12 protein-coding genes are annotated in these 16855 nt (G+C 60.6%); 10 read left to right on the top strand and 2 right to left on the bottom strand.

What is annotated here, in order from left to right; translation table 11 throughout:
- The first annotated feature begins 2 nt into the window (after positions 1–2).
- From araA to ACFO3S_RS13370, 7 genes are all read left to right on the top strand, one after another.
- Positions 3–1487 (top strand): L-arabinose isomerase, encoded by a 1485-nt coding sequence (gene araA, locus ACFO3S_RS13400; protein WP_378096642.1) that lies wholly within the window; start codon positions 3–5, stop codon positions 1485–1487.
- A 382-nt stretch (positions 1488–1869) separates the two neighbouring features.
- On the top strand, positions 1870–3831 hold the full coding sequence (gene glgB / locus ACFO3S_RS13395; protein ID WP_378096640.1) for a 1,4-alpha-glucan branching protein GlgB: 1962 nt from the start codon (positions 1870–1872) through the stop codon (positions 3829–3831).
- Between the two features lie 20 nt (positions 3832–3851).
- A complete protein-coding gene (locus tag ACFO3S_RS13390; RefSeq protein WP_378096638.1) occupies positions 3852–5018 on the top strand; it encodes a glucose-1-phosphate adenylyltransferase in 1167 nt (388 codons plus the stop codon).
- Positions 5015–6127 (top strand): glucose-1-phosphate adenylyltransferase subunit GlgD, encoded by a 1113-nt coding sequence (gene glgD / locus ACFO3S_RS13385; RefSeq protein ID WP_378096635.1) that lies wholly within the window; start codon positions 5015–5017, stop codon positions 6125–6127. Before ACFO3S_RS13390 ends, glgD begins: the two co-directional genes overlap by 4 nt.
- Before the next feature lie 13 nt (positions 6128–6140).
- Positions 6141–7568 (top strand): glycogen synthase GlgA, encoded by a 1428-nt coding sequence (gene glgA, locus ACFO3S_RS13380; RefSeq protein ID WP_378096632.1) that lies wholly within the window; start codon positions 6141–6143, stop codon positions 7566–7568.
- A gap of 15 nt (positions 7569–7583) precedes the next feature.
- Positions 7584–9560: a glycoside hydrolase family 15 protein gene (locus ACFO3S_RS13375; protein ID WP_378096629.1), complete on the top strand. Its 1977-nt coding sequence runs from the start codon at positions 7584–7586 to the stop codon at positions 9558–9560.
- 254 nt (positions 9561–9814) lie between these two features.
- A complete protein-coding gene (locus tag ACFO3S_RS13370; protein ID WP_378096626.1) occupies positions 9815–10543 on the top strand; it encodes a DUF1361 domain-containing protein in 729 nt (242 codons plus the stop codon).
- Here the strand turns inward: ACFO3S_RS13370 and ACFO3S_RS13365 are convergent.
- Positions 10471–11358, bottom strand: coding sequence for an AraC family transcriptional regulator (locus ACFO3S_RS13365; RefSeq protein ID WP_378096624.1), 888 nt, complete (start codon positions 11356–11358; stop codon positions 10471–10473). The two genes, ACFO3S_RS13370 and ACFO3S_RS13365, sit on opposite strands and share 73 nt — an antisense overlap.
- Before the next feature lie 117 nt (positions 11359–11475).
- Between ACFO3S_RS13365 and ACFO3S_RS13360 the strand changes: the two genes are divergently transcribed.
- The 3 genes from ACFO3S_RS13360 (at position 11476) to ACFO3S_RS13350 (ending at position 16539) form a co-directional block, all read left to right on the top strand.
- Entirely contained in the window at positions 11476–13521 is a 2046-nt protein-coding gene (locus ACFO3S_RS13360; RefSeq protein ID WP_378096621.1) for a beta-galactosidase, read from the top strand.
- Between the two features lie 344 nt (positions 13522–13865).
- Positions 13866–14411, top strand: coding sequence for a zinc-ribbon domain-containing protein (locus ACFO3S_RS13355; RefSeq protein ID WP_378096618.1), 546 nt, complete (start codon positions 13866–13868; stop codon positions 14409–14411).
- Between the two features lie 439 nt (positions 14412–14850).
- A complete protein-coding gene (locus tag ACFO3S_RS13350; RefSeq protein WP_378096615.1) occupies positions 14851–16539 on the top strand; it encodes a PucR family transcriptional regulator in 1689 nt (562 codons plus the stop codon).
- A gap of 78 nt (positions 16540–16617) precedes the next feature.
- On the opposite strand, the gene ACFO3S_RS13345 is transcribed toward ACFO3S_RS13350, so the two are convergent.
- Positions 16618–16755, bottom strand: coding sequence for a sporulation protein YjcZ (locus ACFO3S_RS13345; protein WP_378096612.1), 138 nt, complete (start codon positions 16753–16755; stop codon positions 16618–16620).
- Between the last annotated feature and the right edge of the window lie 100 nt (positions 16756–16855).

Here is a 16855-nt window from a genome sequence, read left to right as displayed (position 1 = left end):
AAATGTTAAAGCTGCAATCTTATGAATTTTGGTTGGTTACCGGCAGTCAGCACTTGTACGGACCGGAGACGCTCGAAGAGGTGGCCGCTCATTCCCGGGAAATCGCCGAGGCGCTGACGGGCGATGCGGGCATTCCGTATCCGATCGTGTTCAAGCCGGTCGTGAAGACGCCCGAGGAGATCCGCCAGCTCTGCGCCGACGCGAACGCCGACAACGGCTGCGCAGGCATCATCACCTGGATGCATACGTTCTCTCCGGCGAAGATGTGGATCGCCGGTCTGTCCGAACTGCGCAAGCCGCTGCTCCATCTGCACACGCAGTATAATCGGGACATTCCGTGGGAAACGATCGACATGGATTTCATGAATACGAACCAGGCTGCTCACGGGGACCGCGAATACGGCTTCATCGGCGCGAGACTGGGCATCTCCCGCAAGGTGGTTGTCGGTCATTGGCAGGACCCCCGGGTGCGGGAGCGAATCGGCGGATGGGAGCGAACGGCGGTTGCCAGCGTGGAAAGCCGGAAGCTCAAGGTCGCCCGCTTCGGGGACAATATGCGCGAGGTCGCGGTTACGGAAGGCGACAAGGTCGAGGCGCAAATCCGGTTCGGCTGGTCGATTAACGGTTACGGCGTGGGCGATCTCGTCCAGCGGGTGAACGCGGTATCGGCGGAAGAGGTCGAACGGCTGATGGAGGAATACGAGACGCTCTACGAGATTGTCGAAGAGGGGCGCAAGCCGGGGCCGGCAAGGGAAGCGATCGCGTACCAGGCGAAGCTGGAGATCGCTCTGAAATCGTTCCTGGAGGAAGGGGGCTTTACCGCGTTCACGACGACGTTCGAGGATCTGCACGGACTGGAGCAGCTTCCGGGTCTTGCCGTGCAGCGGCTCATGGAGCAGGGCTACGGCTTCGCCGGCGAAGGCGACTGGAAGACGGCGGCGCTGACGCGGCTCGTGAAGGTGATCGCAGGCGGAGCGGACACGTCCTTCATGGAGGATTATACGTATCATTTCGAGCCCGGCAACGAGCTGGTGCTCGGCGCCCATATGCTGGAGGTGTGCCCGACGCTCGCCGCCTCGAAGCCGCGCATCGAGGTGCATCCTCTCGGCATCGGCGGCAAGGCCGATCCGGCTCGCATCGTCTTCGACGGCAAGGGCGGCTCCGCAATCAACGTATCGGTCGTCGATATGGGTCAACGCTTCCGCATGATCGTGAACGAGGTCGAAGGGGTGGCCGTAGACCGGGCGATGCCGAAGCTTCCGGTCGCCCGCGTGCTGTGGAAGCCGCAGCCGTCGCTTCAGCTGGGCGCCGAAGCGTGGATATTGGCCGGCGGCGCGCACCATACCGTCTATTCGTTCGCGGCGACGACCGAGCAGATGCTCGACTTTGCCGACATCTTCGGCATTGAATGCGTCGTGATCGACAAGCAGACGAACCCGGTCCGGCTCCGCAACGAGCTGCGCTGGAGTCAGACCGCGTGGAAGTAGCCCTCCTGGCGGTCGCAGCCATTCGCAAGGTCGGAAACAGGATGCAGCGGAAAGCCCTTCCGCGTCATCCTGTTTTTCTTTTTTTACGGCCCGCTGACCCGGCGATGCCTCTTCGAAAATTTCCCCAAGCGACGCACCTCCCCGGGAAGGAAGTCGGTGAGCGGAATGCGAATTTAAGTAGAAGCATAGACTTCGTTTATCGCCGCCGAGGAATCTCGAACTTTTTTGCAATATTTTTGAAAATGGGGTGATCATTTTCAGTATTTTCGGTATAATGAATGTAATTTTCATGTAATTTGTCAGAATAGTTAACGTACAATTAACAAACATTGAGATCGCATTTTAAAAAAAAGGTCCGAAAGCTCCTGGGAGGTGACGTTGCATGCAGGCATCGCCGGCGCTTGTCTCATCCGACGATCTGTACCTGTTCAATACCGGGCAGTTATTTCGAGCGTATCTGATCTTCGGCGCGCATCCGATGGAGGTGGACGGTCAGCGCGGCGTGCGGTTCGCCGTCTGGGCGCCGAACGCGCGGGAGGTGCTCGTCGTCGGGGATTTCTGCGACTGGAGCGGCGCCGACCGCTCCCGGGCGATCGGGCTGGAGCCGATCGGAACGACCGGAGTGTGGGCCGGCTTCAGCGGCCGCGTAGGCGAGGGAGCTCGGTACAAGTACGAGATCGTCGACTCCGGCGGAGAGCGCAGGTTGAAGAGCGACCCGTTCGCCTTCCGGGCCGAGCCGAGACCGGGCACCGCTTCCGTCGTCGCGTCTCTCGGCCGTTATCGGTGGGAGGACGGAGACTGGCAGGAGCGTAAAAAAGGCCGGCCTCCCTATGAGAGCCCGATGCTCATCTACGAGGTTCATCTCGGCGCCTGGCGGATGGACGCGCCGGAGCTATTCCGCACGTACGGGCAGCTGGCGAGGGAATTGATCGACTATGTGTGCGATATGGGGTATACGCACATCGAGGTGCTGCCGCTGGCCGAACATCCGCTCGACCGGTCGTGGGGCTACCAGACGACCGGCTACTATGCCGCGACAAGCCGATACGGTCCGCCCGAAGGCTTGATGGAGCTGGTCGATTGCGCCCACCGGCGCGGAATCGGCGTTGTGCTGGACTGGGTGGGCGGCCATTTCTGCAAGGACGACCACGGGTTGAGGCTGTTCGACGGAACGGCGCTGTACGAGCATGCCGACGCCCGCCGGGCGGAGAAGCCGCTCTGGGGAACGCTGGCGTTCGACTTCGGCAAGCCCCAGGTGCAGAGCTTCCTGATCTCCAACGCGCTGTTCTGGCTGGACGTCTACCACATCGACGGGCTTCGTGTGGATGCGGTGGCCAGCATGATCGACCTGAACTTCGACAAACCGGATTCGATGCGAACGGCGAACCGTTACGGGGGAACCGAAGACGTCGAAGCCCTCCTCTTTTTGCGCAAGCTGAACGAAACCGTCTTTCTCTACTATCCCGAGAGCCTGATGATGGCAGAAGATTCTTCCTCCTATCCCGCCGTCACCTCGCCGACCTATCTTGGAGGCCTCGGATTCAACTACAAATGGAATATGGGCTGGATGAACGATATGCTCCGCTACATGGAGACCGACCCTGCCCGCAGACCCGACCGCCATTCTCTCATCACGTTTTCCATGCACTACGCCTATTCCGAAAATTACGTGCTGCCTCTGTCCCACGACGAAGTCGTTCACGGCAAGCGTTCGCTGCTGAACAAGATGCCGGGAAGCTACGAAGAGAAATTCGCCAATCTCAGGCTGTTCTACGGCTACTGGATGACCCATCCCGGCAAGAAGCTGCTCTTCATGGGCGGCGAGTTCGGGCAATTCGACGAATGGAAGGACGACGCCGGACTCGACTGGAGCCTGCTGTGCTATCCGCTCCATGACAGCATGCGCCGCTACGTTCAGCATCTGAACCGGATTTACGCCAGCCGGCCGGCGCTGTGGGAGAATGATCACGTTCCCGCCGGATTTGAATGGATCGACGTGAATAATGCCGCCCAGTGCATGCTTTCGTTCCAGCGCAGCGGCCGATCGGACGAACGCCCCGTCGTCGTCGCCTGCAATTTCTCCAGGGCAAGCTATTCCGTCTATCGGATCGGGGTGACCCGTCCGGGGGCGTACCGGCTGCTCCTTAACAGCGACCGTTCCGACTACGGCGGCTCCGGCGCCGCGATGCCCGACCGGCTATGGGCCGGGGCCGTCCCGATGCACGGGAAAGCCTTCAGCATCGAATTTCCGGTGCCCGCTTTGACCGTTCTGCTATGGGAGGCGGAGTCCGAGGGGGCGGACGGATGGCAAGAAAGCCGGCTTCACGTTTCTCCAGCGAACTAACCAGAGGAGGATTGAGACGCATGCGCAAAAACGAATGCATCGCCATGCTGCTTGCCGGCGGCGAAGGCCGCCGGCTGGGCGTCCTGACGAAGGATCTGGCCAAACCCGCCGTGCCCTTCGGAGGCAAATACCGCATTATCGATTTCACGCTCAGCAATTGCGTGCATTCCGGCATCGAGACGGTCGGGGTGCTCACGCAATATCAGCCGCTTGTGCTGACCCAGCATCTGGGAATCGGATCGCCGTGGGGACTCGACCGGCGGGAAGGAGGCATGCACGTTCTGCCGCCATACGTCCGCCAGAAGGGCGGCAGCTGGTACAAGGGGACGGCCAACGCTATCTATCAGAATCTCGGGTTTATCGAGAGCTACGATCCCGAATACGTCCTGATCATCTCGGGAGACCACATTTATAAAATGAATTACGACCTGCTGCTCGACGCGCACAAGCGCAACCGCGCGGACGCGACGATCGCCGTCATCAGCGTGCCGTGGGCGGATGCGAGCCGCTTCGGCATTCTGAGCGTGGACGAGGAGGACCGGATCGTCGAGTTCGCCGAGAAGCCCAAAAATCCGTCCAGCAATCTGGCGTCGATGGGGGTTTACATGTTCAGTTGGCCGGTGCTGAAAGAGGCGCTCGCAAGGGACGAGGCGAATCGCCAGTCCTCGGGCGACTTCGGCAAGGACGTCATACCGGCGCTGCTGGCGGACGGCGCGCGCTTGTTCTCCTACCGGTTCTCCGGCTACTGGAAGGACGTCGGCACGATCGACAGCTTATGGGAGGCGAACATGGATCTGCTGGAGGAGAGCTCCTCTTTGCAGCTGAACGACCGCTCGTGGCGGATTTTTACGGCCAGTCCGAATCAGCCGGCGCAATATGTCGCGCCGACCGCCAAGGTGCAGAGTTCGCTGATCAACGAGGGGTGCGCGGTCGAAGGCACGGTCAACCGGTCGGTGCTGTTTAACGGTGCCCGCGTCGGGGCGGGCAGCCTGGTCGAGGATTCGATTCTGATGCCGGGAGCGATCGTGGGCAGGAACGCGAAGATCGTTCGGGCGATCGTCGGCGAAGGGGCCGTCGTCGGGGACGGCTGCCGGGTCGGCGGGGGGGATGCGGACGAGATCGCGGTCGTCGGAAGCGGAGAAACGATCCGCCCGGAGTCGGAGCTTAAGGAGGCGGAGCCGGTATGAAGCTGCCCTTGACGGGAGTCATCAACCTGATTCACGAAGCGGACGAGATGGAGTCCTTGACGTCGGGGCGATGCCTGGCGACTGTGCCGTTCGGCGGCCGCTACCGGCTGATCGATTTCGTGCTTTCCTCGATGGTCAATTCGGGCATCCCGAAGGTCGCCGTGTTCGCGCACCGGAAATTCCGGTCGCTGATGGATCACCTCGGGTCGGGGGCGAACTGGGATCTGCATCGCAAGATGAGCGGCCTGTTCGTGCTGCCGCCGTCGATGGAGGACCAGACTGATTTCGGCAAGGGGGACCTGTACCATTTCTACCGGAACCGCGACTACTTTGCCCGCAGCGCTCTGGATTACGTCGTCATCGCGCGGAGCCACATGGTATGCAACGTCGATTTCGCGAAGGTGCTGGAGCGGCATCGGGAGTCGGGCGCCGACATTACCGCCGTCTGCAAGAGGACGCCGGAGGAGACGCCCGGCCTCGCCAGGAAGGCGCGGGTCGACGGCTCGGGCCGAATCGTCGAGATGCAGGATCATTACGGCAGGCTCGACAGCGACATCGTGTCGATGGAGATGTACGTGCTGAGCAAGGAGCTGCTGCTCGATCTGGTGGAGACGTCGCTCGCCCAGGGGCGGGACCATTTCGTGCGGCATGCGATATTGTCCCGCCTGGAGCGGCTCCGGGTGCACGCCTATCTTCACGAAGGGGCGCTGGGCGTCGTCAACAATATCGCCGCCTATTACAGGCACAGCATGGAGCTGCTGCGGCCGGAAGTGTGGAGAGAGCTGTTCTTCAAGCCGGGCGCCATCTACACGAAGGTGAAGGACGAACCGCCGACGCGTTACCGGAGCGGAGCCGACGTCTCGAACTCCCTGATCGCCAACGGCTGCGACATCGAGGGGACCGTGACCGGAAGCATTCTGTTCCGCGGCGTCAAGGTGGCCAGGGGCGCCGTCGTCCGCAACAGCATCGTCATGCAGAACGGCGTCATCGGAGCGAATGGCGAGCTGGACCATTGCATTCTGGACAAGGAGGTCGAAATTCGGCCGCAAATGCAGCTTAAAGGATCGTCGGAAGTTCCGTTCCTCGCGCTGAAACGCAAAGTGATCTGACGGAGGTGTGCGAATGAAAGTGATGTTCGCGGCATCGGAGGCGATGCCGCTCGTCAAAACCGGGGGACTGGCCGACGTCGTTGGCGCGCTCCCCAAGGCGCTCGCCAAGCAGGGGGCGGAGGTGACGGTCGTCCTGCCGAAATACGGGGAGATTCCGAAGTCGATCGCGGACGCCGCCGAGACGATCGCCGTCCTCGAAGTCCAGCTCGGATGGCGCCGACAATATTGCGGCATTCAGGAGGTGACGGCGGACGGCGTCCGCTTCCTTCTGATCGACAACGAGTTCTACTTCAAGCGCGGCTATTTGTACGGATACGGCGACGAGGCGGAGCGCTTCGCCTTTTTCTGCTTCGCCGTCCTGGAGATGCTGGACAAGCTCGAAGCGTTTCCCGACATTCTCCATTGCCACGACTGGCAGACCGGGCTCATTCCGTTCCTGCTCAGGACCAGGTATGCCCATCGGCCGGGGCATCGGAACGTCCGGACGGTGTTCACGATACATAATCTGCAGTATCAGGGGGTGTTTTCGCGCGAGCTGCTGCAGGAGCTGCTGTCGACCGGGGACGATTCGTTCACTCCGGACAGTCTGGAGTTTTACGGGGCGGCGAGCTGCATGAAGGCGGGATTGCGCTTCGCCGACAAGCTGTCCACGGTAAGCTGGACGTATGCACGAGAGATTCAGACCGAGCGTTACGGCGAGAAGCTGGACGGCGTCATCCGCCAGCGCGCCGACGATCTGTGGGGCATTCTGAACGGAATCGACACGGACGAATACGATCCGATGAGCGATCCGCATCTGGCCGTCCACTACCGCAACTCGCTGGAGAAGAAGCGGGAGAACAAGACGGCCCTTCAGCGCGAGCTGGGACTTCCGGTAGACCCCGCCGTCCCGCTCGTCGGCATCGTCTCGCGGCTGACGCACCAGAAGGGCTTCGATCTGATCGGCGAGGCGCTGCCGGAGCTGATGAAGGAGCGGGTCCAGCTCGCCGTTCTCGGCTCGGGCGATCCCGGCATCGAGGCGATGCTGCGCGGCGCGCTGACCGCCAATCGCGACAAGCTGGCGCTCTGGTTCGGCTTTAACGAAGGCTTGGCGAGGCGGATTTACGCAGCCTCCGATATGTATTTGATGCCTTCGCGCTTCGAGCCGTGCGGTCTCAGTCAACTGATCGCCCTGCGTTACCGGTCGGTGCCGATCGTGCGGGAGACGGGCGGGCTGAAGGACACGGTGTCGCCGTACAACGAGCATGCCGGTACGGGCAACGGCTTCACGTTCGGCCCGCCGACGGCGCATGACATGCTGTACACGATTCGCCGCGCTCTGGCGTTCTACGAGGACGCCGGACATTGGGAGAGAATTGTGGCCAACGGAGCGAAAAAGGATTACGGATGGGAATCGTCGGCCAGGCTTTATTGCCAATTATATCGCGAGCTCGTCAGCTAAGAAGGAGAGGATCTCATGGCACGTCATCTGGTCATCGGAAATGGAAAAATGCTCGTCAACTTGGACAGCCGCTGTTTTATTCGGGACGTTTATTTTCCGTATGTGGGGCAGCTCAATCACGTCGGGGGCCACGCCTGCCGGTTCGGCATCTGGTGCGACGACGCCTTCGCCTGGCTGGACGATCCGGAATGGGTCGTCGAGCTTGGCTACATCGAGGATTCCCTCGTCACGAACGTGACGGCCCGTCACGAGCGGCTCGGTCTGGAGCTGCAGCTGAACGACGGCATTCATCAGCGGGAGAGCATCTATCTGAAGCGGGTTGTCGTGAGGAATTTGCGCGATCACGAGCGGGACGTCCGGGTATTTTTCCATCATGACCTGATGATAGACGGCAACGAGGTCGGAGATACGGCCGCCTTCTATCCGGGCAACCGCACTGTTTTCCATTACAAGAGGTCGTCGTATTTTATGTTCAACGGAAAATCGGATTTGGGCGGCATCTTCCAGTTCTCGACCGGCATTAAGAGGTTTCATTCCGCGGAGGGCACATGGCGGGACGCCGAAGACGGGGAGCTGATGGGCAACGCCATCTCGCAGGGCTCCGTGGACAGTACGGTGAGCTTTCGCACGATGGTGCCTGCCGGAAGCGAGCGAACGGTCTATTACTGGATGTCCGTCGGGGAGAACATGGAGGAGGTCAAGCGGCTGGACCAGTATGTGCAGGACAGCCATCCGGAGAAGCTGCTCAGCCGCATCGTCATCTACTGGAACCACTGGCTGTCGAGAGCGGGCAGCCGCTTCGGAGACTTGCCCGCTGCCGTTGTCCGCCAGTTCAAGCACAGCCTGCTCATCGTCAAGACGCAGATCGACGAGCACGGAGCGATTATCGCGGCGAACGATACGGACATCCTGCAGTATAACCGGGACCACTACAGCTATATGTGGCCGAGAGACGGCGCGCTGATCGCGGATGCGATGTCGCTGGCCGGGTACCACGGGACGATTGCGGCGTTTTTCCGCTTCTGCGGCCGCCATCTGTCGCCGGAAGGCTATTTGCACCACAAATACAACCCCGACGGCACGGTCGGCTCAAGCTGGCATCCCTACGTCGTGGACGGAGTGCCGAGGCTGCCCATTCAGGAGGACGAGACGGCGCTCGTCCTGCACGCGCTCTGGAAGGATTACGCGCGGCACGGGGAGATCGAGCTGGCGCAGTCGCTGTATGGTACGCTGATCCGCAAATCGTCCGCCTTTCTGTGCGACTATATGGAGCCGGGGCTGGATTTGCCCAAGCCGAGCTACGACCTGTGGGAGGAACGGTACGGCATCTGGACGTATACGGTCGCGTCGGTGTACGGCGGACTGATGGCGGCTGCGTATTTTGCCGACCTGTTCGGGGATTACGACCGCAGCGATCACTACCGCGAGGCGGCCGAACGCGTCAAGCGCGGCATCGAGGACCGGCTGTGGGACGAGGAGGCGGGACGCTATGCGCGCGGCTTGGTGCTTCAGGACGGCGAATGGGTGAAGGATATGACGGTGGAGAGCAGCCTGTTCGGCCTGTTCGAGTTCGGCGTCTTCCCGGCCGACGACGATCGGGTCGCAAGGACGATGGGGGCGATCTCGGAGAAGCTGCGGATCCAGACCGACGTCGGCGGCATCGCCCGCTATACGAACGACTACTACTTCCGCCAATCGGACGATATCGAGCGCGTGCCGGGCAATCCTTGGATCATCTGCACGCTGTGGGTGGCTGGCTTCCAGATCGAGACCGCCCGAAGCCTTGATGGACTGGAGGAGCCGCGTCGGACGCTGGAGAAAGTGGCCGGCTTCGCGCTCGCGGGCGGCAATCTGCCGGAGCAGCTCCACCCGGAGACCGGCGAGCCGCTGTCGGTCGCTCCGCTCACCTGGTCGCACGCCACCTACGTGTCGACGGTGTGCAAGTACGTTCGCAAGCTGGAGCAGCTTCGGTCCGGCGGGGCGGACGGTTGAACGCCGGCCGGGCGAGATCGGGCCGCAGCAGCGCAGCGAAGCCGACCGGGTCGGCTTCTTTTTTTATGAACCGCCGAAGCCGTCGTTGAATATGGCGGTTTCTGCTCGAGACGAAAGGCGCTATTTTTTGCGAAATCTAGCGGGGAAACGGGAGGAAAACGCGGTAGCGGCCTATAATAGAATAAGATCCGCTCGTTCAGGCTCGTCGTCAGGAGGACGGGTTAGGCCGGACAATCGCCGAGGAGGAGAAAAATTTGAAAAGGAAGACAACCGCCCGGTTCGCGCCGAAAATCGTAGAGCCGGTATTCTTCGCGCTGGCGGCCGTATCCGTCCTGTGCGCGGCGCTGATCGTCATCCGGGCGCTGCGCGTGGACGCCGTTCAGTTCCGGTTTCTGCTGTGGAATCTGTTTTTGGCCTGGCTGCCTCTGCTCGTCTCGATGGCCGCGCTGGCTTGGTCGCGCTCGGTCCGGGGGGCGCCGCTGGCGATCGGGCTGTCGCTGCTGGGCGTCGCCTGGCTGCTGCTGTATCCGAACGCGCCTTACTTAACGACCGACTTTATCCATCTCATCTTCGATACGTTCTATATCGGCTATGACAAGGAAGGGCTTCTTCTCTGGTACGATCTCGTTCTATTCTTCCTGTTCTCCTGGTGCGGCCTGCTGCTCGGCTATCTGTCGATGAGGCATTTCCACGCGATCGTCCACCGGTTTCTCGGCACGCTGGCAGGGTGGGCGTTCATCGTGACGGTGTCGTTTCTGGGCGGCTTCGGCGTCTATCTGGGAAGAGTCGTCCGGCTGAACAGCTGGGACGCGCTGTTCAGTCCGTTTCGCCTGATCGAGGGCGTGCTGGCGGGCATCCACGCGCAGGCGGCCGGGTTCGCGCTTCTGTTCGGGACGCTTATTCTGATCGTTTACGTCTCGCTTTTTCTCGGGTGGAACCCGGGCGGCTCCTCCGCGCCGAGCACGAGCGGAGACGGCCCGTGAAGTCTGCGGTACTGCTCGGGCGTCAGTCCCTCCTTCTGCCGGAAGGTAGCGACGAAATGGCTCGCGTCGCGGAATCCGACCGCTTCCCCGATCTTGCGGACGCTCCAGTCGGGACGGGAAGGCAGCCATTCCTTTGCCTTGCGAAGGCGAAGCTGGATCAAGTAAGCGTAAGCGGTCTGCCCGAACGACTGTCTGAACCTTTCGTTCAGCTGGCGTTCGCCGATGCCGAGCTGATCCGCCATAGCCGCCAGCCCCAGATCGGGGTTGGCGAATTCTTTCTCCAGCCACTGAAGCAGATCCTGAACCTTCTCGAGACGGCGGTGGAGGGACGGGAGGTGGTCGCGCCTTCCGTTCGTGCGGAGAAGCGTCAGAAACCGGTACAGCTCCGCAGAGCTCCTCCAGCCCGACGCATCCGTCCCCGATTCCGCCAGCTTCAGCATGCTCTCCAATTGATCCGTAATCTCCTTTTCTCCTTCGTCCCACTGGACTTTGCCCGGAAGCTTGCCGATCAGCTCGGAGGCCAGCCGGGCGGCCGACGTTCCGGTGAACGTGACGTAGTACGTTTTCCATACAGGACCTTTGGCGAAATAATAATGGCGGGACAGCGGAGGCAGCAGGATGCCGCACCGCTCCGGCAGCCGATAGCTGGCGTCCTCCGTGAGCAGCTCGCCCTCGCCCTCGATCGTCTGCAGCCAATGATAGCAGGGGTACCCTTCGGGACGCTGGATCGGCTCCTGCTCGGGGTTGATCCCGATCGTCTCCATCTGCAGCGGCAAGGCGTCGGACGGGACGGGGCACACAACTCGGCGAAGCATGAGAATCGGCCTCCATATTCTTATATGCTTGGTCTTTATTATTATATGGGATAAGGGGAGAGTTGGCTATATAATCGATCTAGAGATGACATTTTACAATATGGCGAGGTGCTCTGGATGATCAATGCGCGCAAGCCGAAAATATGGTACGGGGGCGATTACAATCCCGACCAATGGGAAAAGCCGGTCTGGGACGAAGATTTGAGGATGTTCAAGCTGGCCGGCATCGACGTCGCGACGCTGAACGTGTTCGCGTGGGCCCGCAATCAGCCCGACGAGGAGACGTACGACTTCGGCTGGCTGGACGAGATGATGGACAAGCTGCATGCCGACGGCGTCGGCGTCTGTCTGGCGACGAGCACGGCGGCGCATCCGGCGTGGATGGCGAGAAAGTATCCGGACGTGCTGCGGGTCGACTTCGAAGGACGCAAGCGCAAGTTCGGCGGCCGTCACAACTCCTGCCCGAACAGTCCGACTTATCGGAAGTACGCGGCGCGAATGGCGGATAAGCTGGCCGAACGCTACAAGGATCACCCGGGCTTGCTCATCTGGCATATTTCCAACGAATACGGCGGCTACTGCTATTGCGACAATTGCGCGTCGGCGTTCCGCAAGTGGCTGCGCGGACGCTACGGATCGATCGAAGCGGTCAATCGGGCGTGGAACGCGTCTTTCTGGGGACATACGTTCTACGATTGGGAGGACATCGTGCCTCCGAGCGCGCTAAGCGAGGAATGGCGGAGGGCGGACGGAGGAACGGCCTCGAATTTTCAAGGCATCTCTCTCGATTACTGCCGGTTCCAGTCGGACAGTCTGCTCGAGTGCTACAAGCTGGAGTATGACGCGGTGAAAAAGCATACGCCGGACATTCCGGTTACGACCAACCTGATGGGCGCGTTCAAGGAACTGGATTATCACAAATGGGCGAAGGAGCTCGACGTCGTCTCGTGGGACAATTACCCCGGATTGGACACGCCGCACAGCTATACGGCGATGATGCACGATCTGATGCGCGGCCTGAAGGACGGCCAGCCCTTCATGCTGATGGAGCAGACGCCGAGCCAGCAGAACTGGCAGCCCTACAATTCGCTGAAGCGCCCGGGCGTCATGCGGCTGTGGAGCTACCAGGCGGTTGCGCGCGGCGCGGACACGGTGATGTTTTTCCAGCTGCGCCGGTCGATCGGAGCGTGCGAGAAGTACCACGGAGCGGTCATTGAGCATGTCGGCCACGAGCGGACGAGAGTGTTCCGGGAGTGCGCCGAGCTGGGACAGGAGCTGCACAGGCTGGGGGACGCCTTGCTGGACGCCCGCGTGCAGGCGAAGGTCGCCATTCTGTTCGACTGGGACAACTGGTGGGCGGTGGAGCTGTCCAGCGGCCCGACTGTCGCTTTGAAATATGTCAACGAGGTGCATAAGACGTACGATGCGCTGTACCGAGCCAACATCGCTGCGGATGTCGTCTCCGTAGAGGCGGATCTGAGCGGCTACGATCTCGTAATCGCTCCGGTGCTGTACATGGTCAAATCCGGCGTCGCCCGGAGGCTGGAGGAATACGTGAAGGCGGGCGGAGCCTTCGTGACGACGTTCTTCAGCGGCATCGTGAACGAGAACGATCTTGTGACGCTCGGAGGTTATCCGGGAGAGCTTCGCAAGCTGCTGGGCATCTGGGCGGAGGAGATCGACGCGCTGCTGCCCGGACAGAGCAATACGATCGTCGTCAAGTCCCCGGGCGGCGGGCTGAAGCCGACTTACCGCTGCGATATGCTCTGCGATCTTGTTCATCCGGAAGGGGCGGAAGTGATCGCCGAATACGGCGGCGATTTCTACAAGGGGATGCCCGCGCTGACGGTGAACCGGTTCGGAGCCGGAGAGGCCTGGTACCTGGCCACGAGCCCGGAAGCCGCGTTTCTGCAAGACTGGCTGCCGAAGCTGTGCGCTTCGCGGGGCATCGAGCCGCTGCTCGCCGCGGCCCCGGAAGGGATCGAAACGTCGCTTCGGGAGAAGGACGGAACGCGCTACTTGTTCGTGCTGAACCATAACGCGGAAGCCAGACGGATCGCGTTGGGCAAGATGGCGGGACAGGAGCTGCTGAGCGGCCGCAGACTCGGCGGAGAGGCCGAGCTTCCCGGCCGCGATCTGTGGATTCTGAAGCTGGAGCGGTAGCAGGATCGGAGGAAGGCAAGGGGAACGGCCGAAGGCGCCGGGCCCCCTGCCTTCTTTTTTTTTCGGGATTCAGCAAGTATAAAATTCGCTATCCTTATCCGAATCACCTCCGACATAAACGTTATCCCGCCGGTCCCAAGGACGGCGTAAGCCGTTTAGGCTTGGTGATTCAGAAAGTATAAAATGCGCTATCCTTCTCTGAATCCCCTCCGACAAAAACGCGATTCTGCGTCTAGAGGACGCCGAAGGCGTTTTGGCTTGGGAAAGTTTGCGAATAAGCGTATGGAACCATGTTCAACGGCTCATCGTATGAGATAATATAGGCATAGAGAGGAGCGATGGGGATGAGCTTTTTCAAGAAAATCACAGATACGGTCAGTAAAGGGGTTACGACGGCAACGGAGAAAGCGCAGCAGACCGTGGAGATCACCAAGCTGAACAATCAAATCTCCGGCAAACGCAAGGATATCGATAAATTGTACGCCGAAATCGGCGAAGCCGTCTACGAGGCTTTCTTGGCCAAGGAGCTTGGCGAAGCGGAAGAGAAGGTAACGCCGAAATGCGAGGAGATTTCCGCGATTCGCGAAGAGATCGCCGTGCTGGACGCGAGAATCAAAGCGATTCGCAACGAGAAGGACTGCGAATCGTGCGGCAAGCGGGTGCCGGAGGAGACACGGTTCTGCCCGTCCTGCGGCCATCCGTTCCCGGCGCCTGTCGTCGAGAAGGAGCCGATTCAAGTGGAGCTTCACGTTCCCGAGGAGCCGGAATCTCCGGCTTCGGAGGAGCAGACGGCCCGCGCCGACCAGCGGCAGGTGTGCAACAGCTGCAGCACTCCGCTGTATGCGGACAGCCACTTCTGTCCGGCTTGCGGACAATCGACGCGGGCCTAGTCCCCTAATCAGCCTTCGCCGGCTAAACTCCGGCGGAGGTTTTTTTTCTGTGACTGACCAATTAACGCACATCAGCGGGCACCCAATGGTAGGGTCTTCCAAAGGCGAATTCCCTTAATGGTCTGGCAGACCGCTATGCGAACGTATTGGAAAGCTTCTGGAAGATGCTGGTTCTATTTTTTATGAAATCGCTTCCATTAAGCGAGGGGAAGCAGCCCCCTTCTTCCGACGTCAAGTAATGTAACCTCAAAAGAAGGCTCAAAATTCAAAATGTAGACAAATCCCTCCTTTTTTAAATTTTATTTATGAAAAGTGGATAAAGACATTTCGGTTGTTATGTTATAATATATAACATATGTAGTGAGTTAAGTGGCTTGGGCTCATTTCTTAAAGGTCAATGTTACATGATGTGGCGCTTGGATAGAAGGAGGCAACGTTCATGACCAGCATGCCGCGTAAAGAAACGTATGTCGTTAACCGGGCGGAGGCGTCGTTATTCACAATAACGGATTTGCTGTCCATGCCGATAATGAAGGAAGCCAGATTGCTTTCGGGCGAACGGAGCGCGAACCGTCCGATTGCCCGGGTGAATGCGGCGGAGACGTTAGAAGCGTTCGCTTGGATGAGCGCCGAGGATTTGCTCGTCGTTCCGGACGGCTCCATTCGCAAGCATCCCGATTCGCTAAAGCGGGTTCTTCCCGAGCTGGCGAAGCGAGGCATCGCGGCGCTGGCCGTTCACGAATTGAGCGGCGAGCCCGGCGGCTTGCCGGCGGAGGCGCTGATCGAAGCGGAAAGGTACGGAATGCCCCTGATCTGCCTGCCCGGAGAAATCCGGTTGTCCGAGCTTTCGTCGGCCGTGATGGAGCGGACGATGCTGCAGGGCAGCGCGATGCTCGCCGAGCTTAACGGACGTCTGCGGAAGCTGACGACGCTGCTGCTGGAAGGCAGAGGCTTGTATGCGATTCTGGACGAGATGGAGGCGATGCTCGGCAATCCGGTCGTCGTCGTTCGGGAGAAGGACAAGGCCTGGCTGTCCCGAGGGCTGAGGGATACGGAATCGGCGGAGATTTGGCCGCTCCTTCAATCGCTGACGTACCGCCAGCTCGGCCGGGGGGGAGGCGAAGGTTACGTTCAGCTGCCGAACGCCGGACGCGTCTACGTCAGGCCGATACCCGAGCAGAAGACGAAGCAGGCTTGTCTGGCCGTAGTCGAGCACAATCGGGAGTTAAGGCCGCTTGATGCGTTCAGCGTCGACAGGCTGGCGTCTTTGGTCGGGCTGGAGCTCGCCAACGTGGAAGCCGTGCGGGAAGTGGAAGGCAAATATTTGGACCGGTTTGTGCACGACTGGCTCTCGGGAAAAATCGTGTCGGAGGCGGACTGGAAGCTGAGAGCTGAAGTGTGCGGATGCTGGATTCCGGACGGAGCGTCTCTCGTCGCCGTGCTGGTCGGCTTGCCGGAGAGCGGCCGGGCGGATCGGCTGCAGGAGGCGTGCCGCCTGCTGCGTTCGGAGCGGGGACGCCCGGCGGAGGGCCTGCTCGCGGCGCCCGTCGGCGAGGATCTGGCCGTCGTGCTGCCGATTCCGGCGGAGAAGCTGGCCGAGACGGAACGCGAGTCGGCGCTATCGGCGATGCTGGAGGAGCTGCTGAACGAGCTGAGGGAGCTTCTCGGCGAGTCCGAGCTGAAGCTGTATGCGGGCCGGGCGGCTCATCGCCCGGAAGGCGTGCAGGGCAGCTGGGCGCAAGCCAAGCATGCCCGGCAAGTTGCCGAAGTGTGCGGCTTGACCGAAGACGTCATCGCTTACGACAAGCTGGGAGTATACTCCCTCTTGTACTTGATTCCTTCAGGAGAGGAGAGGGAGCAGTTTCTGAACCGATATTCGCTGCCTCTCCAGCTGGCCGACCGTAAGGGAGGCGGCAGATTGATGGAGACGCTGGAGATGTTCTTTCGCTGCAACGGAAACATCAAGCTGACCTCCGAAAGGCTGTACGCGCATTACAATACGATTGTCTACCGATTGGAGAAGGTTCAAGCGATTCTGGGCGTCTCGCTGGACGACCCTGAAGACCGGCTGCAGCTTCATCTGGCGCTGAAGCTAGGTCAGATTACACCCCATACGTCTTCCCGCTAAACGGACAACGTCCAAATAAACGCCAATTCCCGTTTGCCCGGCGGGGATTGGCGTTTATTTCCTTCAGGTTGCGCTCGGTCAGTAACCGGCGCGGAGAATGATGACCAACAGAATGAACAGTACGAGAGCGAACGCAGCCGTTCCGAAATAACCGCCGTAGGTCGGTCCATAGCCGTAACCCGCTGCGCCAGCCACACCTGCTGCCGGGTAACCCATGTTTGAAAACCTCCCGTATCCAGTGTTTGTGATGACGAATCACAGTGTCAGCATATGGCGGGGGGCGTTCGAAATCCTGTACGTTTGTACCGTCGGGACG

It is taken from the genome of Cohnella hongkongensis (assembly GCF_042654645.1).
GTDB lineage: Bacteria > Bacillota > Bacilli > Paenibacillales > Paenibacillaceae > Cohnella > Cohnella hongkongensis.
Note: the sequence above shows the minus strand (reverse complement) of the source record. Positions and strands in the feature narration are given on the sequence as shown.

Bases quoted from the DNA above. Each gene is read 5' to 3' on its own strand.
- araA (WP_378096642.1), top strand. From the start codon at position 3: ATGTTAAAGCTGCAATCTTATGAATTTTGGTTGGTTACCGGCAGTCAG.
- glgB (WP_378096640.1), top strand. From the start codon at position 1,870: ATGCAGGCATCGCCGGCGCTTGTCTCATCCGACGATCTGTACCTGTTC.
- ACFO3S_RS13390 (WP_378096638.1), top strand. From the start codon at position 3,852: ATGCGCAAAAACGAATGCATCGCCATGCTGCTTGCCGGCGGCGAAGGC.
- glgD (WP_378096635.1), top strand. From the start codon at position 5,015: ATGAAGCTGCCCTTGACGGGAGTCATCAACCTGATTCACGAAGCGGAC.
- glgA (WP_378096632.1), top strand. From the start codon at position 6,141: ATGAAAGTGATGTTCGCGGCATCGGAGGCGATGCCGCTCGTCAAAACC.
- ACFO3S_RS13375 (WP_378096629.1), top strand. From the start codon at position 7,584: ATGGCACGTCATCTGGTCATCGGAAATGGAAAAATGCTCGTCAACTTG.
- ACFO3S_RS13365 (WP_378096624.1), bottom strand. From the start codon at position 11,358: ATGCTTCGCCGAGTTGTGTGCCCCGTCCCGTCCGACGCCTTGCCGCTG.
- ACFO3S_RS13360 (WP_378096621.1), top strand. From the start codon at position 11,476: ATGATCAATGCGCGCAAGCCGAAAATATGGTACGGGGGCGATTACAAT.
- ACFO3S_RS13355 (WP_378096618.1), top strand. From the start codon at position 13,866: ATGAGCTTTTTCAAGAAAATCACAGATACGGTCAGTAAAGGGGTTACG.
- ACFO3S_RS13350 (WP_378096615.1), top strand. From the start codon at position 14,851: ATGACCAGCATGCCGCGTAAAGAAACGTATGTCGTTAACCGGGCGGAG.
- ACFO3S_RS13345 (WP_378096612.1), bottom strand. From the start codon at position 16,755: ATGGGTTACCCGGCAGCAGGTGTGGCTGGCGCAGCGGGTTACGGCTAT.